This is a genomic window from Pseudarthrobacter sp. NPDC059871 (genome assembly GCF_042731175.1).
Taxonomy (GTDB): Bacteria; Actinomycetota; Actinomycetes; order Actinomycetales; family Micrococcaceae; genus Arthrobacter.
Genome location: NZ_JBHWJV010000008.1, coordinates 87991 through 109004 on the forward strand (window position 1 = coordinate 87991; position 21014 = coordinate 109004).

15 protein-coding genes and 1 tRNA gene are annotated in these 21014 nt (G+C 67.0%); 5 read left to right on the plus strand and 11 right to left on the minus strand.

Annotation, left to right across the window (positions count from 1 at the left end; all coding sequences use genetic code 11):
• Positions 1 to 2: 2 nt before the first annotated feature.
• Positions 3 to 3677, minus strand: a complete 3675-nt coding sequence (gene mfd, locus ACFV4R_RS12180; RefSeq protein WP_377202609.1) for a transcription-repair coupling factor — start codon at positions 3675 to 3677, stop codon at positions 3 to 5.
• Positions 3678 to 3786: 109 nt separating this feature from the next.
• Here mfd and ACFV4R_RS12185 point away from each other — a divergent pair, with 109 nt between their 5' ends.
• The 4 genes from ACFV4R_RS12185 to ACFV4R_RS12200 are packed head-to-tail and all read left to right on the plus strand — an operon-like array spanning position 3787 to position 6246.
• Entirely contained in the window at positions 3787 to 3948 is a 162-nt protein-coding gene (locus tag ACFV4R_RS12185) for a hypothetical protein (RefSeq protein ID WP_377202608.1), read from the plus strand.
• A complete protein-coding gene (locus ACFV4R_RS12190; protein ID WP_377202607.1) occupies positions 3945 to 5480 on the plus strand; it encodes an SDR family oxidoreductase in 1536 nt (511 codons plus the stop codon). Before ACFV4R_RS12185 ends, ACFV4R_RS12190 begins: the two co-directional genes overlap by 4 nt.
• A 43-nt stretch (positions 5481 to 5523) precedes the next feature.
• Positions 5524 to 6021 (plus strand): DUF2505 domain-containing protein, encoded by a 498-nt coding sequence (locus tag ACFV4R_RS12195; protein ID WP_091719060.1) that lies wholly within the window; start codon positions 5524 to 5526, stop codon positions 6019 to 6021.
• Between the two features lie 3 nt (positions 6022 to 6024).
• A complete protein-coding gene (locus ACFV4R_RS12200) occupies positions 6025 to 6246 on the plus strand; it encodes an SCO4848 family membrane protein (protein ID WP_377202606.1) in 222 nt (73 codons plus the stop codon).
• A gap of 106 nt (positions 6247 to 6352) precedes the next feature.
• On the opposite strand, the gene sufU is transcribed toward ACFV4R_RS12200, so the two are convergent.
• The 9 genes from sufU to ACFV4R_RS12245 form a co-directional block, all read right to left on the minus strand.
• The gene (sufU, locus tag ACFV4R_RS12205; RefSeq protein ID WP_377202605.1) at positions 6353 to 6802 is read right to left on the minus strand and encodes a Fe-S cluster assembly sulfur transfer protein SufU; all 450 of its coding nucleotides are present in this window, start codon (positions 6800 to 6802) and stop codon (positions 6353 to 6355) included.
• Between the two features lie 22 nt (positions 6803 to 6824).
• The gene (locus ACFV4R_RS12210; protein WP_377202604.1) at positions 6825 to 8150 is read right to left on the minus strand and encodes an aminotransferase class V-fold PLP-dependent enzyme; all 1326 of its coding nucleotides are present in this window, start codon (positions 8148 to 8150) and stop codon (positions 6825 to 6827) included.
• A 511-nt stretch (positions 8151 to 8661) separates the two neighbouring features.
• The gene (locus ACFV4R_RS12215) at positions 8662 to 11316 is read right to left on the minus strand and encodes a LuxR C-terminal-related transcriptional regulator (RefSeq protein ID WP_377202668.1); all 2655 of its coding nucleotides are present in this window, start codon (positions 11314 to 11316) and stop codon (positions 8662 to 8664) included.
• On the minus strand, positions 11303 to 14041 hold the full coding sequence (locus tag ACFV4R_RS12220; protein ID WP_377202603.1) for a LuxR C-terminal-related transcriptional regulator: 2739 nt from the start codon (positions 14039 to 14041) through the stop codon (positions 11303 to 11305). Before ACFV4R_RS12220 ends, ACFV4R_RS12215 begins: the two co-directional genes overlap by 14 nt.
• Before the next feature lie 136 nt (positions 14042 to 14177).
• A complete protein-coding gene (gene pth / locus ACFV4R_RS12225) occupies positions 14178 to 14768 on the minus strand; it encodes an aminoacyl-tRNA hydrolase (protein ID WP_377202602.1) in 591 nt (196 codons plus the stop codon).
• Positions 14769 to 14857: 89 nt separating this feature from the next.
• Complete coding sequence (locus ACFV4R_RS12230; protein WP_377202601.1) at positions 14858 to 15472, minus strand: 50S ribosomal protein L25/general stress protein Ctc; 615 nt, start codon at positions 15470 to 15472, stop codon at positions 14858 to 14860.
• Between the two features lie 253 nt (positions 15473 to 15725).
• On the minus strand, positions 15726 to 16706 hold the full coding sequence (locus ACFV4R_RS12235) for a ribose-phosphate diphosphokinase (RefSeq protein WP_045730890.1): 981 nt from the start codon (positions 16704 to 16706) through the stop codon (positions 15726 to 15728).
• 2 nt (positions 16707 to 16708) lie between these two features.
• Positions 16709 to 18187 carry a bifunctional UDP-N-acetylglucosamine diphosphorylase/glucosamine-1-phosphate N-acetyltransferase GlmU gene (glmU, locus tag ACFV4R_RS12240; RefSeq protein WP_377202600.1) on the minus strand — a complete coding sequence of 493 codons (1479 nt, stop codon included), beginning with the start codon at positions 18185 to 18187 and terminating at the stop codon, positions 16709 to 16711.
• A 102-nt stretch (positions 18188 to 18289) separates the two neighbouring features.
• Positions 18290 to 18361 (minus strand) — tRNA-Gln (locus tag ACFV4R_RS12245).
• Positions 18362 to 18506: 145 nt separating this feature from the next.
• On the opposite strand from ACFV4R_RS12245, the gene ACFV4R_RS12250 reads away from it, so the two are divergent.
• Entirely contained in the window at positions 18507 to 19133 is a 627-nt protein-coding gene (locus ACFV4R_RS12250; RefSeq protein WP_377202599.1) for a TetR/AcrR family transcriptional regulator, read from the plus strand.
• Positions 19134 to 19151: 18 nt separating this feature from the next.
• Here the strand turns inward: ACFV4R_RS12250 and ACFV4R_RS12255 are convergent, their stop codons facing one another.
• Positions 19152 to 20978: an ATP-binding cassette domain-containing protein gene (locus tag ACFV4R_RS12255; RefSeq protein WP_377202598.1), complete on the minus strand. Its 1827-nt coding sequence runs from the start codon at positions 20976 to 20978 to the stop codon at positions 19152 to 19154.
• Positions 20979 to 21014: the final 36 nt, after the last annotated feature.

Consider the following 21014-nt stretch of genomic DNA (forward strand, 5'->3'; position numbering starts at 1 on the left):
GCCTAGCCCGCTGACGGGGCGACGGAAAGCGGCTGGTCAGAGAAGATGTTGCGGATGACTCCGTTGGCCCACTCCAGGATTTCGGCGTCCTGGAGGTCCCGGCCGCCGATCCGGGCCGTCTTGGGCTTGGGGATGAGGATGGCGTCCAGCGCCGGCTTGGACTGCGATCCCGGGTACATCCGGGTCAGCCGCATCACCTTGGACTCGGGAAGCGATGCCGGCGCGAACTTGATGAAGTTGCCCTGCAGCGCGACGTCGGACAGTCCTGCCTCCCGAGCCCCCACCCGGAAGCGTGCCACCTCCACCAGGTTCTGCGCGGGCAGCGGCAGCTCGCCGTAGCGGTCCACCAGCTCGGCCTTGACCTCGTCGATGGCCTCGTTGGTGAGGGCTGCGGCCAGCTTGCGGTACGCCTCCAGCCGGAGCCGCTCACCGGGCACGTAGTCGTGCGGCAGGTGCGCGTTGACCGGCAGTTCGATCTTCATCTCGGCGGCCTTTTCCTCGGCCTCGCCACGGAAGTCCGCCACGGCCTCGCCCACCAGCCGGATATACAGGTCGAAGCCCACCCCCTGGATGTGGCCCGACTGCTCACCGCCCAGCAGGTTTCCGGCGCCGCGGATCTCCAGGTCCTTCATGGCCAGCTGCATGCCGGCGCCCAGTTCATTGTGCGCCGCAACGGCCTTAAGCCGTTCCAGGGCCACCTCGCCCAGCGGCTTCTCCGAGGGGTACAGGAAGTACGCGTAGGCGCGTTCACGGCCACGGCCCACACGGCCGCGGAGCTGGTGCAGCTGGGACAGCCCGTACTTGTCCGCGCCGTCCACAATCAGGGTGTTGGCGTTGGAGATGTCGAGGCCCGTTTCGATGATGGTGGTGCACACCAGGACGTCGAACCGGCGTTCCCAGAAGTCCACGATGATCTGTTCCAGGCGGCTCTCGGACATCTTGCCGTGCGCCACCTCCACCCGGGCCTCAGGCACCAGCTCACGGATTTTGGCCGCGGTCCGCTCGATGGTGGACACCCGGTTGTGGACCAGGAACACCTGGCCTTCGCGCATCAGCTCGCGGCGGATGGCGGCAGAGGTCTGCTTGTCCGTGTACGGGCCCACGTATGTGAGCACGGGGTGCCGCTCCTCCGGCGGGGTGGCCAGGGTGGACGTCTCCCGAATGCCGGTCAGGGACATCTCCAGGGTCCGGGGAATGGGGGTGGCGCTCATGGCCAGGACGTCCACGTTGGTGCGCATTTTCTTCAGCGCTTCCTTGTGTTCCACGCCGAACCGCTGTTCCTCATCCACGATCACCAGGCCGAGGTCCTTGAACTCGAAGTCCTTGGACAGCAGGCGGTGCGTGCCGATCACCACGTCCACCGCGCCGCTCTTCACGCCCTCGGCGGTCTCCTTGGACTCCTTGGCGGACTGGAAGCGGGACAGCGGCTTGACCCGCAAAGGGAAGCCGGAGAAGCGCTCGGTGAACGTCTCGTAGTGCTGCTGGGCCAGCAGTGTGGTGGGCACCAGGACGGCCACCTGCTTGCCGTCCTGCACCGCCTTGAACGCAGCACGGACGGCGATTTCGGTCTTGCCGTAGCCAACGTCGCCGGACACCAGGCGGTCCATGGGGATTTCCCGCTCCATGTCCGCCTTGACCTCGTTGATGGTGGTCAACTGGTCCGGCGTCTCAACGTACGGGAAGGCTTCCTCGAGCTCGCGCTGCCAAGGGGTGTCAGGGCCGAAGGCGTGGCCGCGCGAGGCCATCCGGGCCGAGTACAGCCGGATCAGCTCACCGGCGATCTCCTTGACGGCCTTGCGTGCCTTGGACTTGGTGCTGGCCCAGTCCGCACCGCCCATCTTGCTCAGCACCGGGGTGTCCCCGCCCACGTAGCGGGTCACCTGGTCCAGCTGGTCCGTGGGGACGAACAGCCGGTCGCCGGGGGCCCCGCGCTTGGACGGCGCGTACTCCAGGACCAGGTATTCCCGGACGCCGTCGCTGCCGCCGGCCACCTTGCGTTGCAGGAGTTCCACGAACCGGCCGATGCCGTGCTGTTCGTGGACCACATTGTCCCCCGCCACGAGCTGCAGGGGGTCGACGGCGTTGCGCCGTTTGGAGGGCATGCGCCGCATGTCCTTGGTGGACCCGGCCGAGGTGCGGCCCAGCAGGTCGGCTTCGGTGAGCAGGCCCAGTTTCAGCCCGTCCAGGACGAAGCCGCGGCCGACGGCGGCAGTGGTCACCTCGATGATGCCCGCCTGGGGCTCGTGGTCAAGGCTGTCCACGCGGGCGCAGGGGATGTCGTTTTCGTGGAACAGTTCCGCCAGGCGCTGGGCCGGGCCGGGGCCTTCGGTGGCCACCACGATCCGCCACTGGTCGCGGACATGCGAGCCGATGAAGGCCATCATTTCCGCCACGTCGCCCTGGTAGCCGCGCGGTTCGCGGGCGTGCAGGTTCAGGACGTCGATCTCGGGAAGGAGTTCCGCATCCTGCGCCAGTGACGTGATGGACCACCAGGAAACGCCGTGCCCCAGCGCTGAACCGCGGGTCTCCGCGAGCGAACGGAAGCTCGCCGAATGCAGCGCGGCCGACGCCTGCGAGCTGAGGTCCAAAGGCGCGGCACCGCCGTCGGACGCCGTGGACCACGCTGCCTCAAGGAATTCCTCGTTGGTGGCCGAAAGGTCGTGGGCGCGGGTGCGCACCTTCTCGGGTTCGATGACGACGGCGATGGACTCCGCCGGCAGCTGGTCCACGAAGGGCACCATGGCGTCTACCAGCACCGGCGCCAGGGATTCCATGCCTTCGACCGCGATACCGCCGGCGATTTTTTCCAGCATGTCCGCGGCGGCGGGCAGTTCCGCCTTCAGCTTCGCGGCCCGGGACATCACGGATGCGGTGATGAGGATTTCCCGGCAGGGCGGGGCATGCAGTTCCGTGGGGTGGTGGATGCCGGGGGCGGACAGCGAGCGCTGGTCCGCCACGGCGAACCAGCGCATCTGGTCCACCTCGTCACCGAAGAACTCCACGCGGATGGGGTGGTCCTCGGTGGGCGGGAAGACGTCGATGATGCCGCCGCGGACCGCGAATTCACCGCGGTGCGTCACCATGTCCACGCGGGCGTACGCGGCATCGGCAAGGCTTCGCACCACGTCGGTGAAGGGAACATCCTGGCCCACCTTCAGCGTGACCGGGACCAGGTCTCCCAGCCCGGCCACCACGGGCTGGACCACGGCGCGGACGGGAGCCACCACCACGCGCAGACGCTCCGCCGTCGAACTTTCCGGATGCGCCAGCCGGCGCAGGACCGAGAGCCGGCGCCCCACCGTGTCCGACCGGGGCGAGAGGCGCTCATGCGGGAGGGTTTCCCAGCTGGGGAACTCGGCCACGGAGTCTGCGGGGAGGTAGGCACGCAACGCAGCCGCCAGGTCCTCTGCCTCACGGCCGGTGGCGGTCACCGCGAGCACCACGCCGGGATCGGCCGCGCCTTCCTGCCCGGCCGCGGCCGCTGCCAGGCCATCCGCCATCTCCGCGAGCAGCACGGGCCGCAAACCCGCGGGCGCGCTGATTTGATAGTCCTGTCCCCTGACGGCGAACCCGCGTCCGGCCTCAGCCCGGACACGGGCGAAAGACTGGTCCGGGGCCAATGCACGGCGCAGCCCATCGAGCGTGGGGCCGTGCGTGGCGGTAACGGGAAGGCTCATGACAGCTGCTCCTGGGGTATTCACGGAAGATCGCAGGCAACGCGAAAACCCGAAATTCGCTGCGAATCCCGGGTAACCCCAGCCTACCGCGCACCAGTGACATTCCGGTGTGGACGGAATCTCCACGGCCATCGCTGACGCAGGCGCCCGGACTCCCGGCGGGGCTACGCTGGCAGGGCCGGACCTTTTTCCGGGAGCGGCCGTCCTTTACGGCGGCGGCTCCGAACTTATTAAGCGGAACACCGCTGAGGACGAACAGGAGCCAGCATGACCGGAGACAGCACCACAGATTCGCCCGTACCGGCGCACGGGGGCCCAGCTTCGCCCCGGACGGTCCTGGTCACCGGGGCCACCGGCTACATCGGGGGCCGCCTGGTACCCAAGCTCCTTGAGGCCGGCCACACCGTCAAGGTGCTGGTGCGCTCCCCGGACAAGATCGCCGGCGTGCCCTGGCGGAACCAGGTGGAGGTAGTGCAAAGCAGCCTGGACGACGGCGACGCGCTGCGCCAGGCGCTGGCCGGCGTCGACGTCTTCTATTACCTGGTCCATTCGATGGCGGCCGGGGCGGGATTTGAGTCCAAGGAACAGGCCATGGCCCGGACTGCCGCCGAAGCCGCAGTGGCTGCCGGAGTCAGCAGGATTGTCTACCTGGGCGGGCTGCACCCGAAGGGCGTGGAACTCTCCACCCACATGCGGTCCCGGGAAGCGGTGGGCCAGGTATTCCTGGACAGCGCGGTGGACGCCATCGTGTTCCAGGCCGGCGTCGTGATCGGTTCCGGCTCTGCCTCCTTCGAAATGATCCGGCACCTCTCCGAAACCCTTCCGCTCATGCCCGCACCAAGCTGGGTCCGGAACAGGATCGAAGCCATTGCCGTGCGCGACGTCCTGTACTACCTGGTTGCTGCCGCATCCCTGGAGGGCACCATCAACCGGACTTTCGATATCGGCTGCCGGCAGGTGCTGACCTACGCCAGGATGATGCAGGAATACTCTTCGGAGGCCGGGCTGCCCTACCGGGTGGTGTTGGCGCTGCCCATTCCCGCACCCAAGCTGGCAGGCATGTGGGTGGCGCTCACCACGCCCATCCCGTGGTCCATGGCGGTCCCGCTGGTCCAGTCACTCCAGCATGACGCGGTGTCCAACGAGCACGACGTCGACGGGTACATTCCGCAGCCCGACGGCGGCCTCACCCCCTACCGCACTGCGGTGGCCCTGGCCCTGGGCAAGGAGCGGGACGGACAGGTGGAGACCACGTGGGCGAATGCCGGTGCGGACTCCGACCCCCTGCCCAGCGACCCGGAATGGGCGGGGCACAAGGTGTACATCGACGAGCGGACCTTCCACGGTGACGTGGACCCTGCCCACGTGTGGACGGTCATCGAGGGAATCGGCGGCCGGAACGGGTGGTACTCGCTGCCGCTGGCCTGGCAGGTTCGGGGCTGGCTGGACAAGCTGACGGGCGGAGCCGGCCTCCTGCGCGGCCGCCGCCACCCGCACACCCTGCACGCGGGCGAGGTAGTGGACTGGTGGCGGGTGGAAAGCATCGACAGGGGCAAGCTGCTCCGCCTGCGTGCCGAGATGCGGGCACCGGGACGGGCCTGGCTGGAGCTCGCCGTGGAACCCGATGGTGACGGAAGCCGTTACCGGCAACGGGCCATCTTCTTCCCGAAAGGCCTCAGCGGCAGGCTGTACTGGCTGGCGGTACTCCCATTCCACAGCTTCATCTTCCCGGCGATGGCACGGAACATCACGGCCGCTGCCCAGGAGCTGGCCAATGCGGAACGGCCGGCTGCAACCCCGTAGGATGTTTGGAGCCTCATCCGATCGCGACGTCCCAGGAGGACCCATGGCCCTGAGCGCCACCACCACCGTTCCGCACCCCGTTGACAGCGTTGCCGCTGTCCTGGTGAATGAGGATTTCCAGCGCCACGTCAGCCAGCTGGTGGGCGGAAACCTGGAATCGTTCACCGTTGACGGTGACATTGCCGGCGCCTTCAGCGCCACGCTGGTGCGGACGCTGCCCACCACCCGCCTTCCCGAGATCGCTCGGAAGTTCGTCGGCGAGCACCTGAAGGTAACCCAGGTGGAGACCTGGGATGCCCCGGCCGCCGATGGCTCCCGCAAGAGCAACATCTCCCTCAAGGTTGCCGGTGCCCCTGTGGACGTGACGGCTGTCCAGCGCCTGGTGGCAGAAGCCAGCGGGACACGGGTGGAGCTGGAAGGCGAGGTCAAGTCCTCCGTGCCGTTCCTGGGCGGCAAGATCGCCGACGCCGCCGAGCCCATGGTGGCAAAGGCACTGAACCTGCAGGCCACCCAGGCACAGGCCTGGCTCGAAAGCCACTAGTTCATGCAGCTCCCTGTCTTCGCCGCCCTGGTCCTGATCATCGCCGGTGTTTGGTCGCTGGCCGTGTGGCCGCAGTTCCTGCGCCGGGTCATGAAGGACCCCCGCGCACGCGATGCCAACGGAAAAGCCACCAAGTTCCTGACGGTGCACGTGGTGCTGGTCAGCATATCGATGGTGCTGGGAGCGGCGACTGCCGTGATCGGTGTTCTGGGGCTGCTGGGTTAATAGCCCACTCCCGTTTTAACCCAAGAGGTCCACTTCCCACCGGGAAGCGGACCTCTTGGGTTTTGCGGGCAGTGCGTGCCTGCAGTTGGCGCTGCGGTCGGCCGGGTCAGGACGCCTGGTTCAGGGCATCCTCCGCGGCCACCCAGGAAATCATGGCGCATTTCACGCGGGCCGCGTACCGGGCTACGCCCTCAAACGCCGCGGCATCCCCCAGCAGTTCAGGATCGGCCGGGACCTTGCCCCGCGACCTGAGTACCTCGCGGAAACTGTCGATCACCTCGTGCACTTCCGCCACCGTCATGCCTTCGGCGAGGTCGCTAAAGACCGAGGCTGAGGCCATGGAGATGGAGCACCCCGCGCCGTCCCACGAAACCTGGGAGACTTTGCCGTCGGCCACGGCGAGCCGCAGGGTCACCTCGTCGCCGCAGACCGGGTTCAGCTGGTGGGACTGCCCGGTGGAAGCACCCTGCGGTGCGGGGGTTTCGGCCAGGCCGCTGCCGTGCCGGGCCTTGGAGTGGTCAAGGATAATCTGCTGGTACAGCTGGTCAAGGCTCATTGCATACCTTCGGTTTTGGCGGCTAAGCGCGGAAGTAGGCCCGCACGCCGGCCACGGCGTCCAGGAACTGGTCTACGTCGTCGGTGGTGTTGTACAGGTAAGCGCTGGCGCGGGTGGTGGCGGTCAGCCCCAACCGGCGGTGCAGCGGCTGGGCGCAGTGGTGGCCTACCCGGACGGCGATGCCCATCGAGTCCAGGAACTGTCCGACGTCGTGGGCGTGGACGCCTTCGACGTCGAACGCGGCCAGCCCGATGCGTTCCTCCCCGGCTGCCGGACCCAGGACACGGATTCCTGGAATTGCTTCAAGGCCTGACACCATGCGCTGGCCAAGGTCCATTTCCCACCGGTGGATCCGGTCCAGGCCGGTCTCCGTGAGGTAATTGGCTGCGGCGGCCAGGGCGACCGCCTGCGAAATGCGCTGCGTTCCTGCCTCGAACCGCTGCGGAGCCGGGAGGTATTCGGCCCGTTCCATGGTGACCGTGGTGATCATGGAACCGCCGGTGAGGAACGGTGGAAGGATATCCAGGAGTTCCTGCCTGCCGTACAGCACGCCGATTCCTGTGGGTGCGAGCATCTTGTGGCCGGAGAAAACGGCGAAGTCCACATCCAGCTCCTTGACGTCCAGGGGCATGTGCGGAGCGGACTGGCAGGCATCCAGGACTACCAGGGCATTGGAAGCACGGGCCAGTGCCACCAGTTCACGGACCGGATTGATGGTTCCGAGGACGTTGGAGGCGTGCGTGAAGGCCAGCACCCTGGTTCGGTTCCCGATAATCCCAGCCGCCTGCTCGAGGCTGAGCCGGCCGGCATCGTCGATGGGCAAGTAGCGCAGCGTCGCCCCAGTGCGGAACGCGAGTTCCTGCCACGGGATGAGGTTGGCGTGGTGCTCCATTTCGGTGACCACGATCTCGTCACCCGGTTTGAGGGCAAGGCCCTTCAGTGCCGAGTCCCCCCGGCCCTGGGCAGCCCAGAGCGCGGCGTTGGACAGGGCGTAGGAAATGAGGTTGAGGCCCTCTGTGGCGTTGGAGGTCCAGACAGTTTCGGAATAGTCTGCGCCGATGAGGTCCGCCACGGTCTGGCGCGCGTCTTCGAAGGCCTCAGTGGCTTCGACCGCAAGGTGGTGGGCGCCCCGGTGCACTGCCGCGTTGCGCTGCTCGTAGAACTCCTGCTCTGCTTCGATCACACTGAGCGGGTTCTGGGATGTCGCACCGGAATCAAGGTAGACCAGGGGCTTGCCGTTGACCATCTGGTTGAGGACCGGGAAGTCGTTGCGGATGCGGAGGACCTCGGCGTTATCCATGACCGGAACGGACCGCTCCAGGGTGGCGGGCGTTGATACTACGGCCAAGACGTGCTCCTTGAGATGCCAGCGGATGACATTCAATTGTCCCACAGCACGGCTGTGGCGGCCGCCCGGAGGGGTCAGCCGCCACAGTCGCTCCGGGCTTCAGCCCGCGGAGCGGAGGGCCGGCGACGGCTGGGGGGAGAGTCTCGGTCTCAGAAGACTCTGACGTCGCCGGCCCCGTCTCGGTCCGGCCGCGTGGGCCGGAAGTTCAATGAGGCCTTGATGTGTTGTGGCAAACCCTGCGGCTCTTTTACGCCGTGTGCTTTGCCTCCTTAAGTAAATCCCGCGGGGCCGGCGCGCACACGAGTAGGGTGTACTCGAATTCCGGCGGGTGCCACTACGGGGACACTGAGTGTCGATACCCGTCGGGCCGCGGGTGCCTGCAATGCACGGTGTTAATGCAGGGCCACGGGTGGCTGCGGAGTCAGCAGGAGTGCACGCGGAGTGGCCCGGCACCCCGGTGAAGGACGTGGTGCCGGGCCTGCAGGGAGGACATACGGCGCGACGGCGGCAGCTACCGGGGAAGGGCGGTTTCCAGTTCGTCGCGGCTCCGGACGCCCAGCTTGACGTAGGTGCGGTACAGGTGGCCTTCGACCGTGCGGACGGAGACCATGAGGCGCTGGGCGATCTCGCGGTCTGTGAGGCCCTGGACGGCGAGCTCCACGATGTCCTGCTCCCGTCGAGTGAGGTGCACTGTGGGAGCCGCCGCTATGAACCGGCCTTCGCGGAACCGCTCACCCAGCTCGTGGTCGCACTTTTCGCGCTGCGCCACGGCCTGCCGGGACCGGCGCCGCTCCCCCGCCTGGTCAAGAAGGGCACTGGCACGGGCGTAGGCCTCGCGGGCAAGGTTGACGAAGCCGGATTCTTCCAGCGAAGCGGCTGTCACCATCAGGGCGTCGCCATCGGCGGCTTCCCACCCGGTGGCGAGGGTCAGCATCGCTTCGGCCCAGCGCCCCTGCAGGCCGCCCGCTGCTTCCTGCACCATGGGAATGACGGAGGGATCCCCCAGGTCCCAGCATATGGCGAGGAGTTCGAGCAGCTGCCCGGCCCGGCCGGAGGCTTCGGTGGTGGTCATCAGCGTGTGCAGCGACGCCAGGCCCTTGCCGTCGTGTGCCAGGTACTCCCCCGCGGCCATCGCATAGCCGCGGGCCAGGAGGTCAGCGGGACCACCGGCCATGGCGTCTGCATAGTCCTGTTCCAGCCGCTTGGCCTGCGCTGCGTCCCCCAGCCGCGCAGCAACGTAGTACCCCAGAGCGGACCCAAAGCCGAACAGCTGCAGGGGGTCGTTAAGGCGCAACGCCTCCACGGCGGGGAGCAGCACCTGGTAGGCCCGTTCCATCCGGCCCTGTCGCAGCAGCGAGTACCCACGCAGCACCTGCAGGCTGCCGTTGAACGTAGCCACTCCTGCAGCATGGGCGGCGGCGTAGCTGTTGAGTTCCCGCTCCGCGGACTCCCATTCGCCCATGGCCAGGTAACAGCTCACCAGCCTGCCGAGGACGACTTCCGGAAAGAAGTACAGGCTGTCCTCGAGCGGGGACAGTTCGGACGCGGCCCGGAGCGCGGCGTCAAGGCCGTCGCCGGGGCGGCCCGCCGCCGCGAGTGCGTGCGCCAGCAGCGCTTCCCCCAGCGCGGCCATCGGTTCCGCCTTGGTCTCGGAGAGTCCCTGGACCCTGATGCCCTCCACCTCGTCCGCCAGTGCCTGGCAGTCCGCTTCGGCCCCCGACTGGAGCAGGCGCAGTAACTGCACCGGCCAGGCGGGACCTGATTCCCCGGCCCGGGAAACCCGGCTGAGCACGTCGTCGGCCACACCTGCCAGGGACTGCCCGGCTGCCTGGTGCGCCGAGACCCGCAGCAGGAGGACGGCCGGCCCCTGCGGATCATCGGCAAGCGGGGCCCAGCACTCGTCGAGGAGGGCTGCGGCGCCAGCGTAGGCGCCCTCGTTGTAGAGCGCGCGGGCCTGGATGGCCTGGGCGAGCGGCAGTGCGCCCGGGTCCTGGATCCGGGCTGCGATGGACCTGGCGCTGCCATTCCGGAAACGCAGGAGTGCTTCGCGGGCCGACTCCAGCATGTCCTCCTCGGACACTTTGACTCCGACTTCAATGGCCCACTCCACGGACCGCAGCCGCCCCTCACCGCGAAGGACCGTGCCGTTCTGCCGGGCACGGATCTTCTCCTGCAGCTGGAGGCTGCGGGAGACCGAGATGGTGTTCCTGATGGCGTCGGAAAAGAGGCGGTTCCAGAGGGAAAGCTCGGCAGGAACGCCTGACGTTTCGACGGCCATCTGCTGGTCCAGCAATGACCGGACCACCGGCGCCCCGCAGATTTCTTCGATGACCTTGCGGCCCACAGGGCCCGCGAGTGCGATGAGCTTGAGTGCTTCCTGTTCCTCGGGGTTGCGCCGCAGGTGGTCCTTGGCCACCACGGCTGTCAGCCGCGGTCCGTCGGCGGGCAGGGCACCCAGCAGGATCCAGATCCCGTTGCGCTTCGAGAGGATTCCCGCTTCGGCGGCATCGTGCAGCAGTGCATCGAGGAGGCGGGGGTTCCCACCGGACGCTGCCCAGACAGCCTCGATGGTGGCGGCGGGAACAGTTCCGTCCAGCAGGTGTGCCAGGACTTCTTCGATCTGTTCCCTGTTCAGCGGGCGCAGGTCCACGCGTTCGGCGAGCCCGTCATACCAGAGTTGGTCCAGTGGCTGGGGCAAGCCGGGACGCGGCCTTGCCGCCGCCACTACGGTGGCCCAGCCAGCCGAAATGAGGTCAGCCACCACGCCGGCAGAGGCATCGTCAAGGTAGTGGGCGTCGTCCAGAACCATCAGCACGGGCGCACTGTTCCCGGCCCGCAGCTTTTCGAAATAACTCCACATGGACCGCAGCACCGCCACCGGGGAGACGGATTCCTCGGCTGTCAGGTCACCGGTATAGGGCGTCAGGACACCGAACGGAACCGCCGCAAGGGCGGAGCTGCCATGGATCCGCAGGATGTTCAGCTCGCCGGCGAGGCGTTCCGAGATGGCTTCGGCCAGGGACGACTTTCCAATCCCGGGGCCGGCCATGACAAACACCGCCTGGCTGGTGCGGTTCCGGACGATGTTGCAGATCCTGTCCAGCGGCTCGCGGCGTCCGGTGAGGACCCTGCTTGCTGCTGCTTTGTGGCCGTTAGACGAGTCCAGTCAGATCACCCCTGGAGGTTACGCCGAGCTTGGTGAAGACCTGGTACAGATGGCCCTCAACAGTCCGGACTGACACGCCCATTTCCAGGGCAATGTCGCGGTTGGATGCACCCCGGCCCGCAAGCCGCGCTATTTGCCGTTCCCGGCTGGTCAGCAATGGGCTGCCGCTGCTGGGCACAATGGGGAGGTTCGCAACCGTGGTGGCCAGGATGTCCAGGCGGGCCTGGGCCGTGCGGGCCGAGATCGAGTCACCATCCTGGCGCGCGAAGTCCACCGCGAGGGCCATGCACCGGGCCTCGACGGCGTCCAGTTCCAGGGTGGCGGCAAGCTCGCCGCCGGCCAGGAGGGTCTTGGCATCCTTGGTACGGCTGCCCAGGGCAATGAGCCGGGAGACCTCGGCCAGTGGACCCTGGCGGCGGCTGGCAATGTCTTCGAGCAGCCGGAAATCGGCATCGCTGCCGTTGACCGTGGCCGCCAGCAGTTCGACGCCTGCAAGGGTGTAAAGGCCCGCAGCGAGGTTCCGCCGGGCGGATTCCTTGAGCCGGGCCACGGAGTCGGCGTCGTTAAGCCAGCGGCCGGCCGTCAGTGCGCAGAAGCGGATGATGCTCTCGTCTGCGAAGCCGGCGGCTGCAGGGATCCGTTGCAGCTTGCTCAAGTATTTGCGGGCCTGGGGAGCGTTTCCCGTCTGCGCGTAGGCCAGGGCGGTGGCGGCATACGTGTACCGGAGGGCGGTCTGGACGGGTTGGAGTTCCAGCTGCGCTCCGGCGGAGATCAGCAGGTCCAGGGCTGCGGCGCCACGGCCTGCGAAGACGTAGGCTATCCCGGCGCCCAGCTCGCTGGAAGCCGTCCCATAGGGCAGCCGGTACGGTTCTTCCGCGGTCTGGGGGCCCAGGAAGTCCAGGCACCGCCGCCACTGCCCCGCCAGCAGCAATACCATGTAGGACTCTTTGGTGTACTGCTCCCGCAGCCCCACCACGTGCGAGGCGTCGCTGATCTGGCCGCCGAGTTGGCGCATCAGGCCCAGCGCGTCCATCTCGCGGCCGGTGAGCACCAGCGCGGTCATCAGCAGGATCGCGGCATGCATGCGGTAGCCGGTGTCCGGGTTCAGTTCGGGATCGGCGGCGGCAACAAGTTCGGGAATCAGTTCGGCGTAGTCACCCATGAAGGCCCGGTACTCGAACGCGCTCAGGGCAACGCGGTTGGCTGCGACGGCTGCCGGTTCGGGCCAGGACGGCTGTTCGGTACCCGCGCCGGCAAGCAGGCGCTCCCGGGCTTCGTCGAGCAGTGACGGCACTTTGTCCGCATGCTCGGGCAGGCCCATCATCACCTTGGCCCTGGCCGCGGCCACCTGTGCGTATTCCTCGAGGTCGAGGGCGTCCAGCTCCGGCTGCGAAATGTCCTCGAGGGCTGCCAGTGCCTGGTCCGGCATGTCCAGCTGCAGGTAGGCGGCTGCCCGCTGCCGTTGGGCAGGAACCCATTCCCGGTCTCCGCGGCGAAGCAGTTCGCCGTAGGTCAGCGCGAACCGCGGGTCAAACAGCTGGACGGCGGCCTCGGCTGCCGAAAGGGCCAGCGCGGGGCTCAGTTCCGCCTCGCACTCATGGGTCCAAGCGGCAAAGGCCATCAGCTCTTCAACGGTCATTCCCGCCGGGTCCGGCTCCACACCACCTAGAAGTACGGCACGCAGTTCGCGGCGCCGGGCGATGCTCAGCCAGGTCCGTACGACGTCCCCGATGTATTTCTCCCGCAATGAGACCCAGCGGTGGTCTGAACTGTCGATTTCGAGGAGTCCGCCGTCTTCCATGTCCGCCACGACGTCGGCGCCGTAGATGGAGGTCAGCCGCGACAGCTCCACGCTCCGGGCGCAGGACAGCATTTCTATGACTTCGCGGGTTTCGGCGGTTTCACGCGACCAGCGGGAGCGGACGATGTCGTCGAGGCTGGCGGCGCCGTCGAGGACTACTTTGTCCCGCAGGGTCCATACGGAGTCGGACAGCACCAGGTTGCCGGACAGCTGCTGCTCGGTGACCAGGGCCTTGAGCAGCAGCGGATTGCCTCCCACCATCTGGTGGTACGTGGTGACCAGGGAAGCGGACACGCGGTGGCCCAGCAATGAAAGGAGGACCTGCCGTGTCTGGAGCTCATTGAGGTTGCTGAGCCGGACTTCGGTGAGCCGCCGGTCCGTGAGGAGCCAATGGAAGTCGGAGGGGAGGTCACTGATCTTGGGTGCCACGGCAATGATCTTGGCGGTCCCGGTCAGGAGAACGTTGAGGAGCACGCCGGCGCTGAGATCGTCGATGGTGCCGGAGGTGTCCAGCGTGATGACGCAGGGCCTGCCGGCGGCGTCACTGCGGATCAGGGACGTGATGCCGCGCAGGATGGCGGTGGGCGAGCCCATATAGGCCTGCGGGAGGCGTGCCAGCAGGAAGGACAGGCATCCGTAGGGTGTGGTGGAGCCGGCGGGTCCGCTGCGGAGCTGCAGCGACCAGACCTCCGGGCCAAGGTCCGTGACGGCGGCACGGGCGAGGGATGATTTTCCGACGCCCCGGCCGCCGGTGATGACGACGCCAAGCGAGTTGTCTGCGGTCAGTGCGGTACGGACGGTTTCAAGGTTGGCGCTGCGGGCGGGCACGGACCATTGCGGCCCCGGGCTGCCCTGGGCCGGAGTACGCAACCCGACGTCCAGGGGTGCTGGCCCGCGCCCCCAGCTGAGTGGCTCAATTGACATGAACGTTCCCCTACATCCAGCTATAGCGGAATGTAGCCCCATTGCTCCCCCGCATAGCAAGAAGAGTACCTTGCCCGGCGGACAACGAGACAGGTCAAAGCCACTTTAAGTTTTTTGTGGCGCCGGCCGGTGCCTGCTATCCGGCTGTCTTGGCCGGGTGGAACTTTTGTTGCGCTGCGGTCAGGCCTTCGCGTAGGAGCAATTCGACGGCGTCGGCTGCCTCGTCCAGCAGGAAAGGAAGTTCCTTGAGCTCTGCGGTTCCGAAATCGCGCAGCACGTAATCGGCAGTGTCCATGCGGCCGGGCGGACGGCCCACGCCTACCCTGACCCGGAGGTAATCCTTGGTGGCCAGCGCCTTGGAGATGTCCCGCAGTCCGTTGTGGCCGCCCTCGCCGCCGCCGATTTTGAGTTTCACCGTATTAAAGGGAATGTCGATCTCGTCGTGGACTGCCACCACATGGTCGGGTGATATCCCGTAGAAGTTGGCCAGCGCGGACACCGGCCCGCCGGAGACGTTCATGTAAGTCATGGGTTTGGCGAGCACCACGCGCGGGCCTCCGATGCCCAGGCGCCCTTCAACCACCTGGGCGCGTGCCTTGTGGCTCTTGAACCCCGCACCTACCCGGCCCGCCAGTTCGTCAAGGACCATCTGGCCGACGTTGTGCCTGTTCCCTTGGTACTGGGCGCCGGGGTTGCCGAGGCCAACAATCAGCCAGGTATCAGTCATGGATCAATCCTAAGGTGGGTGGTCTCGCGGCTCAGGCATGGCAATGGCCGGACCCCTGCGGGATCCGGCCATTGCGCACGTGGGGAAGGCTACTCGGCAGCAGCTTCTTCGGTGGCTTCAGCTTCGCCTGCGGGAGCCTCGGCCTGCTCGCCCTCTTCCTCGGCGATTTCGACTTCCTCAGAGATGTTCACAACCAGCGCCTCGGCGTCGGTCAGCAGCACGGTGCCCTTGGGCAGGACGAGGTCCGATGCGTGGATGTGCTCGCCTGCGGCGCGGCCTTCGATGGAGACCTCGACGGCGGTGGGCAGGTGGGTGGCCTCAGCTTCGAGGGAGACGGTTGTCAGCTCGAGGTTGTGGACGGTGCCTGGTGCGGACTCACCTGCGACGTGAACGGCAACGTCAACCGTGACCTTCTCGCCCTGGCGGACGGTCAGGAGGTCGATGTGCTCGATGATCTGCTTGATCGGGTCGCGCTGGATGTCCTTGACCAGGGCCAGGTGGCCTTCGCCGTTGATGTCCAGGGACAGCAGGGCGTTGGCGGTGCGGACGGCCAGGGTGGTGGCCTTGGCGGGGAGGGTGATGTGGATGGGCTCTGCGCCGTGGCCGTAGATGACGGCGGGGATCAGGTTGGCCATCCGTGCACGGCGGGCGTAGCCCTTGCCGAATTCGGTGCGCAGTTCTGCTGCGAGCTTCTGCTCAGACATGGAATCTCCTTGAAGGCTAAACGGTGTTCAGCGAGGGCGGAGGTCTGGGATGACCTTCAACGCCGGGCGGCCGGGGCGGCCCAATCCAAGAAGGCTGTTCTTCATCTGAAGAACAGGTCAGACCCAGTCGATCACGGAGATCTGCGAGCCGTCGAAGCGGCTGCTCTCCCTCGCCAAGGTTTCGGGGTAAATCCTACCAGTGCCGGCATCGTTTACTGAAAACGGTACCGGCACCGGCAGGGACAAGCAGGTGCTAGGCGTTGCCGTCGAACAGGCTGGTGACCGAACCGTCGTCGAACACTTCACGCACGGCGCGGGCAATCAGCGGCGCGATGGACAGCACCGTCAGCTGCGGGAAGCGCTGCGACGAGTTCAGCGGCAGGGTGTTGGTGACCACCACTTCACGTGCACCGGACTCGGACAGGCGCTGTGCCGCCGGTTCGGAGAACACGGCGTGCGTTGCGGCGATGATGACATCCTTGGCGCCGGCGTTCTTCAGCACCTGGACGGCGCCGGAGATGGTTCCGCCGGTATCGATCATGTCGTCGATCAGGACGCAGGTGCGTCCCTCGATCTGGCCCACCACGGTCTTGGATACGGCCTGGTTGGGGACGGTGAGGTCGCGGCTCTTGTGAACGAAAGCCAGCGGCGCCCCGCCCAGGCGCTCGGCCCACTGTTCGGCGACGCGGACGCGGCCGGTGTCCGGGGAAACCACGGTGATGTTTTCGGCGTCAACGCGGGTGCGGATGTAATCGGCAAGCAGCGGGATGGCCATCAGGTGGTCAACGGGGCCGTCGAAGAAGCCCTGGATCTGGGAGGTGTGCAGGTCCACGCTCATGATGCGGTCCGCACCGGCGGTCTTGTAGAGATCGGCCACCAGGCGGGCGGAGATGGGTTCGCGGCCGCGGCCCTTCTTGTCCTGCCGGGCGTACGGGTAGAACGGGGACACCACGGTGATCCGCTTGGCGGAGGCGCGCTTCAGCGAATCAATCATGATCAGCTGTTCCATGAGGTGGTTGTTCAGCGGGGCCGGGTGGGCCTGGATCACGAAGGCATCCGTGCCACGGACGCTTTCCCCGGCGCGGACATAGATCTCACCGTTGGCGAAGTCGTACGCGTCCACCGGAAGGAGGTCGGTGCCGAGCTCCTTGGCGATTTCCCGGGCCAGCTCCGGATGTGCCCGCCCGGTGGCGAGCACCAGCTTCTTCTCGCCATGCGCCGTAATTTCGCTCATTGTTACTTGCCCTCTTCTGTAGATGCCGGGGTACTTGAGGAGTTGTTGATGGCCGCCTGGGCCAGTTCGGCGGATCGGCTGCCGGGACGGTTGGCCGGGACCCACCCTTCGGTGTTGCGCTGGGCGGCGATGCTCAGCGCGAGCGCACCTGCCGGGACGTCCTTGCGGATCACCGCGCCGGCGCCGCTGTAGGCGCCGTCCCCCACGGTGACCGGCGCAACGAAGACCGTATTCGAACCTGTCCTGACGCCTGAGCCGATGACGGTGCGGTGCTTCTTCTCGCCGTCGTAATTGGCCGTGATGTTGCCGCAGCCGATGTTGGTGTCTTCGCCGATTTCAGCGTCGCCGGCGTAGCCCAGGTGGGACAGCTTGGAGCCGCGTCCGATGGTGACGTTCTTGGTTTCGTAGAAGGCGCCGATCTTGCCCTTTTCGCCAAGGACGGTGCCCGGGCGCAGGTAAGTGAAGGGTCCGACGGCGGCGCGCGGGCCGATCACCGAACCGGAACCGTGGGTGCGGATCACCGTTGCGCCCTCGCCCACCTCAACGTCGGTGAGGGTGGTGTCGGGTCCGACGACGGCGTCCCGCGCCACCGAGGTGGAGCCGTGCAGTTGCGTGTTGGGCAGCAGGCGGACGTCCTCGTCCAGTGTGACGGAGGAGTCGATCCAGGTGGTGGAAGGGTCCACCACTGTCACGCCGGCGCGCATCCATGCCTCCACGGTGCGCCGGTTCAGTTCGGCACCGAGGGCGGCGAGCTGGACACGGTCGTTTGCGCCCTCCACCTGCCAGCGGTCAGCGGTCACGACGGCGGCAACGCGGCCGCCTGCCTCGCGCGCCAGACCCAGCACGTCGGTGAGGTATTTCTCGCCCTGGGCGTTGTCGGTGGTGACCTTGCCCAGTGCTTCGCGGAGCACGGCGGCGTCGAAGGCGTAGATCCCGGAGTTGACCTCGCGGATCAGGCGCTCGGCATCGGTGGAGTCCTTGTGTTCGCGGATGCCGGTCACTGTGCCGTCTTCTCCGCGGAGGATCCGGCCGTAGCCTGTGGCGTCGTCCAGGACTGCGGTGAGCACGGTGACCGCGTTGGCTTCCCGTTCGTGGGTGGCGACGAGTTCGGCCAGCAGTCCGCCGGAGAGCAGCGGGACGTCGCCGTAGGTGACCACCACGGTGCCGGTGAGCTCTTCCTTGGCGTCCAGCGCCTGCAAGGCCACCTCCACGGCACGCCCGGTGCCGGGCACCTCGTCCTGGTCCACGATGGCCGCGGACGGGTCGAGTTCAGCCACGTGCCCGGCCACGAGGTCGCGTTCGTGGCGGACCACGATGGCGAGCTGGCGGGGTTCGATGCTGCGGGCAGCGAGGAGCGCGTGGCCCACCATCGAGCGTCCGCCGAGTTCGTGGAGGATCTTGGGGGTACGTGACTTCATCCGGGTACCGGCACCTGCTGCCAATACGATGACTGCGGCCGGACCGGTGTTTTCAGGGATCACGTACGGATTCTCCTCGCTTTGTTGCGCTGGCGCTTCATGGTGTCCGGCCAACGTCCGCCGGCCCGGCACCGGGAGTTACCTGCTGAACTCCCCGCACAGCAGTTCCGCCCATAGGATTCGAACCTATACTCCACGGCTCCAAAGGCCGGGGTGCTGCCGTTACACCAGGGCGGACCATGCCTCCGGCACAAGGCCCGGGCACAAGTCCCTATTTTGCCACGGCTTCGGGGCAGCGCGCGACACAGCCCTTGTTGACCGGGAGCCGGGCGCCCCCGGGAAGCGGGAAAACGGGCCCGCCGGGGTAGGGCATGATGGAAATGTGAGCAACAACCCTCCGCGGACACGGATGACCGGCCTTCAGCGGCGGAACCAGCTGATCGACGTGGGGCGCGGCCTGTTCGCAGTCCGCGGGCTGGACGGCACCACCATCGAAGAAATCGCCGCCTGCGCGGGCGTCTCCAAACCGGTGATCTACGAGCACTTCGGCTCCAAGGAAGGCCTCTACACCCAGGTGGTGGACTTCGAGTTCCACATCCTCCTGGACGCGATCAACACCGCACTGGCCGACGAAGCCAAGCCGCGCGTCCTGGTTGAACGCGCCGCCTTGGCCCTGCTCACGTATATCGAGGACCGCACTGAGGGCTTCCGGATCCTCATGCGCGACGCTCCCCCGTCACAGCCCGAAGGCGCTTTCTCCACGCTGCTGTCCCACGTCACCGCCCGGGTGGAGCACATCCTGTCCGACGAGTTCTCCCGGCGCGGCTTCAGCGGCCAGGACGGCGGCATGTACGCCCAGATGCTGGTGGGCATGGTGGCCATGACCGGCCAATGGTGGCAGGACAGCCGCCAGCCCGACAAGACCACCGTCGCAGCGCACCTGGTCAACCTCGCCTGGAACGGCCTCACCGGCCTCAGGAAAGACCCGGAGCTGCAGTCAGAGCTGTGAGTTGCCCGGTTGCCTTTGTCAGTCGCCCAGGAGTTCTGAGGACTCCAGCCACTCCATTTCCAGGGCGTCTTTTTCGTCCGTGAGGTCCTTGAGCTGTTTGTTCTGGTCGGCGAGCTTGTCGAAGTCTCCGGCCTCGGTGGACTTCAGCATCAGGTCGTGAAGCTTCTTTTCCTCTTGATCCAGCTTCTTGATCTGCCGCTCGATCCGGTTGAGGGCCTTGCGGGCTTCGCGCTTTTCGGCTTCGGAAGGGCCGGTCCCGGTTGCTGCCGAGGCAGCACCGGCGCTGGTGACGGGGTTTCCGCCGCCGGTCACGGTGGACCCGGCCAGGGCAGCCTCGCGGAGTTCAAGGTACTGGTCCACGCCGCCGGGCAGGCCACGGAGCTTGCCGTCGCCAAGGAGCGCCATCTGGTGGTCGGTGACGCGTTCCAGCAGGTAGCGGTCGTGGCTGACCACCACCAGGGTGCCGGGCCAGCCGTCCAGGACGTCCTCGACGGCGGCGAGGGTATCGGTGTCGAGGTCATTGGTGGGCTCGTCGAGCATCAGCACGTTGGGTTCGCCCACCAGCAGCCGCAGCAGCTGAAGGCGGCGCCGCTCACCACCGGAGAGGTCCCGTACCGGTGTCCACTGCTTCTGGTTGGTGAACCCGAGCTGCTCCACCAGCTGGCCGGCCGTGAATTCCTTGCCGCCCACGTTGAAGGAACGCTTCTCACGCTCAATGACCTCGATGACGCGCAGGTCAGCGACGTCGTCAAGCTCCTTGACTTCCTGGGTGAGGACCGCGGTGACCACCGTCTTGCCGCGCTTCAGCTTCCCGGCATCGGGGGCAATCTCGCCGTTCAGGAGCTTCAGGAGCGTGGTCTTGCCGGCGCCATTGACGCCCACCAGGCCCAGCCGCTCACCCGGGGCCAGGCGGAGGGTGATGTTGTCGAAAAGCTTCTTCCCGTCGTCGTCGCCCTGGAAGTTCAGCGAGACGTGTTCCAGGTCCAGGACGTCCTTGCCCTGGCGTGCGGTGGCCATCTTGCTCAGCGCCATGGAATCACGCGGCGCGGGAACGTCGGCGATGAGCGCATTGGCCGCCTCGATCCGGAACTTCGGCTTCGCGGTGCGGGCAGGGGCACCTCGGCGCAGCCAGGCGAGCTCCTTCTTGACCAGCTGCTGGCGCTTGCCTTCCACCACGGAGGCCATCCGGTCCCGCTCGGCCCGGGCGAGGACGTAGGCCGCGTAGCCGCCCTCGAAGGGGTCCACGATACCGTCGTGCACCTCCCACGTCTTGGTGCAGATTTCGTCGAGGAACCACCGGTCGTGGGTAACCACCAGGAAGGCGCCCTGGTTGGCGCGCCAGCGCGATTTCAGGTGGCGGGCCAGCCAGGCAACACCTTCGACGTCAAGGTGGTTGGTGGGCTCGTCGAGCATGATGACGTCGTGGTCCTCGATCAGCAGCTTGGCCAGGGCCACCCGCCGCTTCTGCCCGCCGGAGAGCGCATGGACGTTGGCATGCCAGTCGACGTCGGACACCAGGCCGCCCATGACTTCACGGATTTGAGGGTTGCGCGCCCACTCGTAGTCGGCCTGGTCGCCGACGATCGCCACGCCCACTGTCAGGTCGCCGTCGAGCACGTCGCTCTGGTCCAGGTAGCCGACGTTGACGTCGCCGCGTTTGGTAACACGGCCGGAATCCGGGGTGGAGCGCAGGGCGAGCAGCCGCATCAGGGTGGACTTGCCGTCGCCGTTCCGGCCCACCATGCCGATGCGGTCGCCCTCCTCGAGTCCGAGCGTGACGCCGTCCAGGACTGTGCGGGTCGCGAAGGAGACTGTGAGGTTTTCGCCGCCAAGAAGGTGTGCCAAAAAGAACTGCTTTCTGCTGCCCGGATGGGCGTTGCG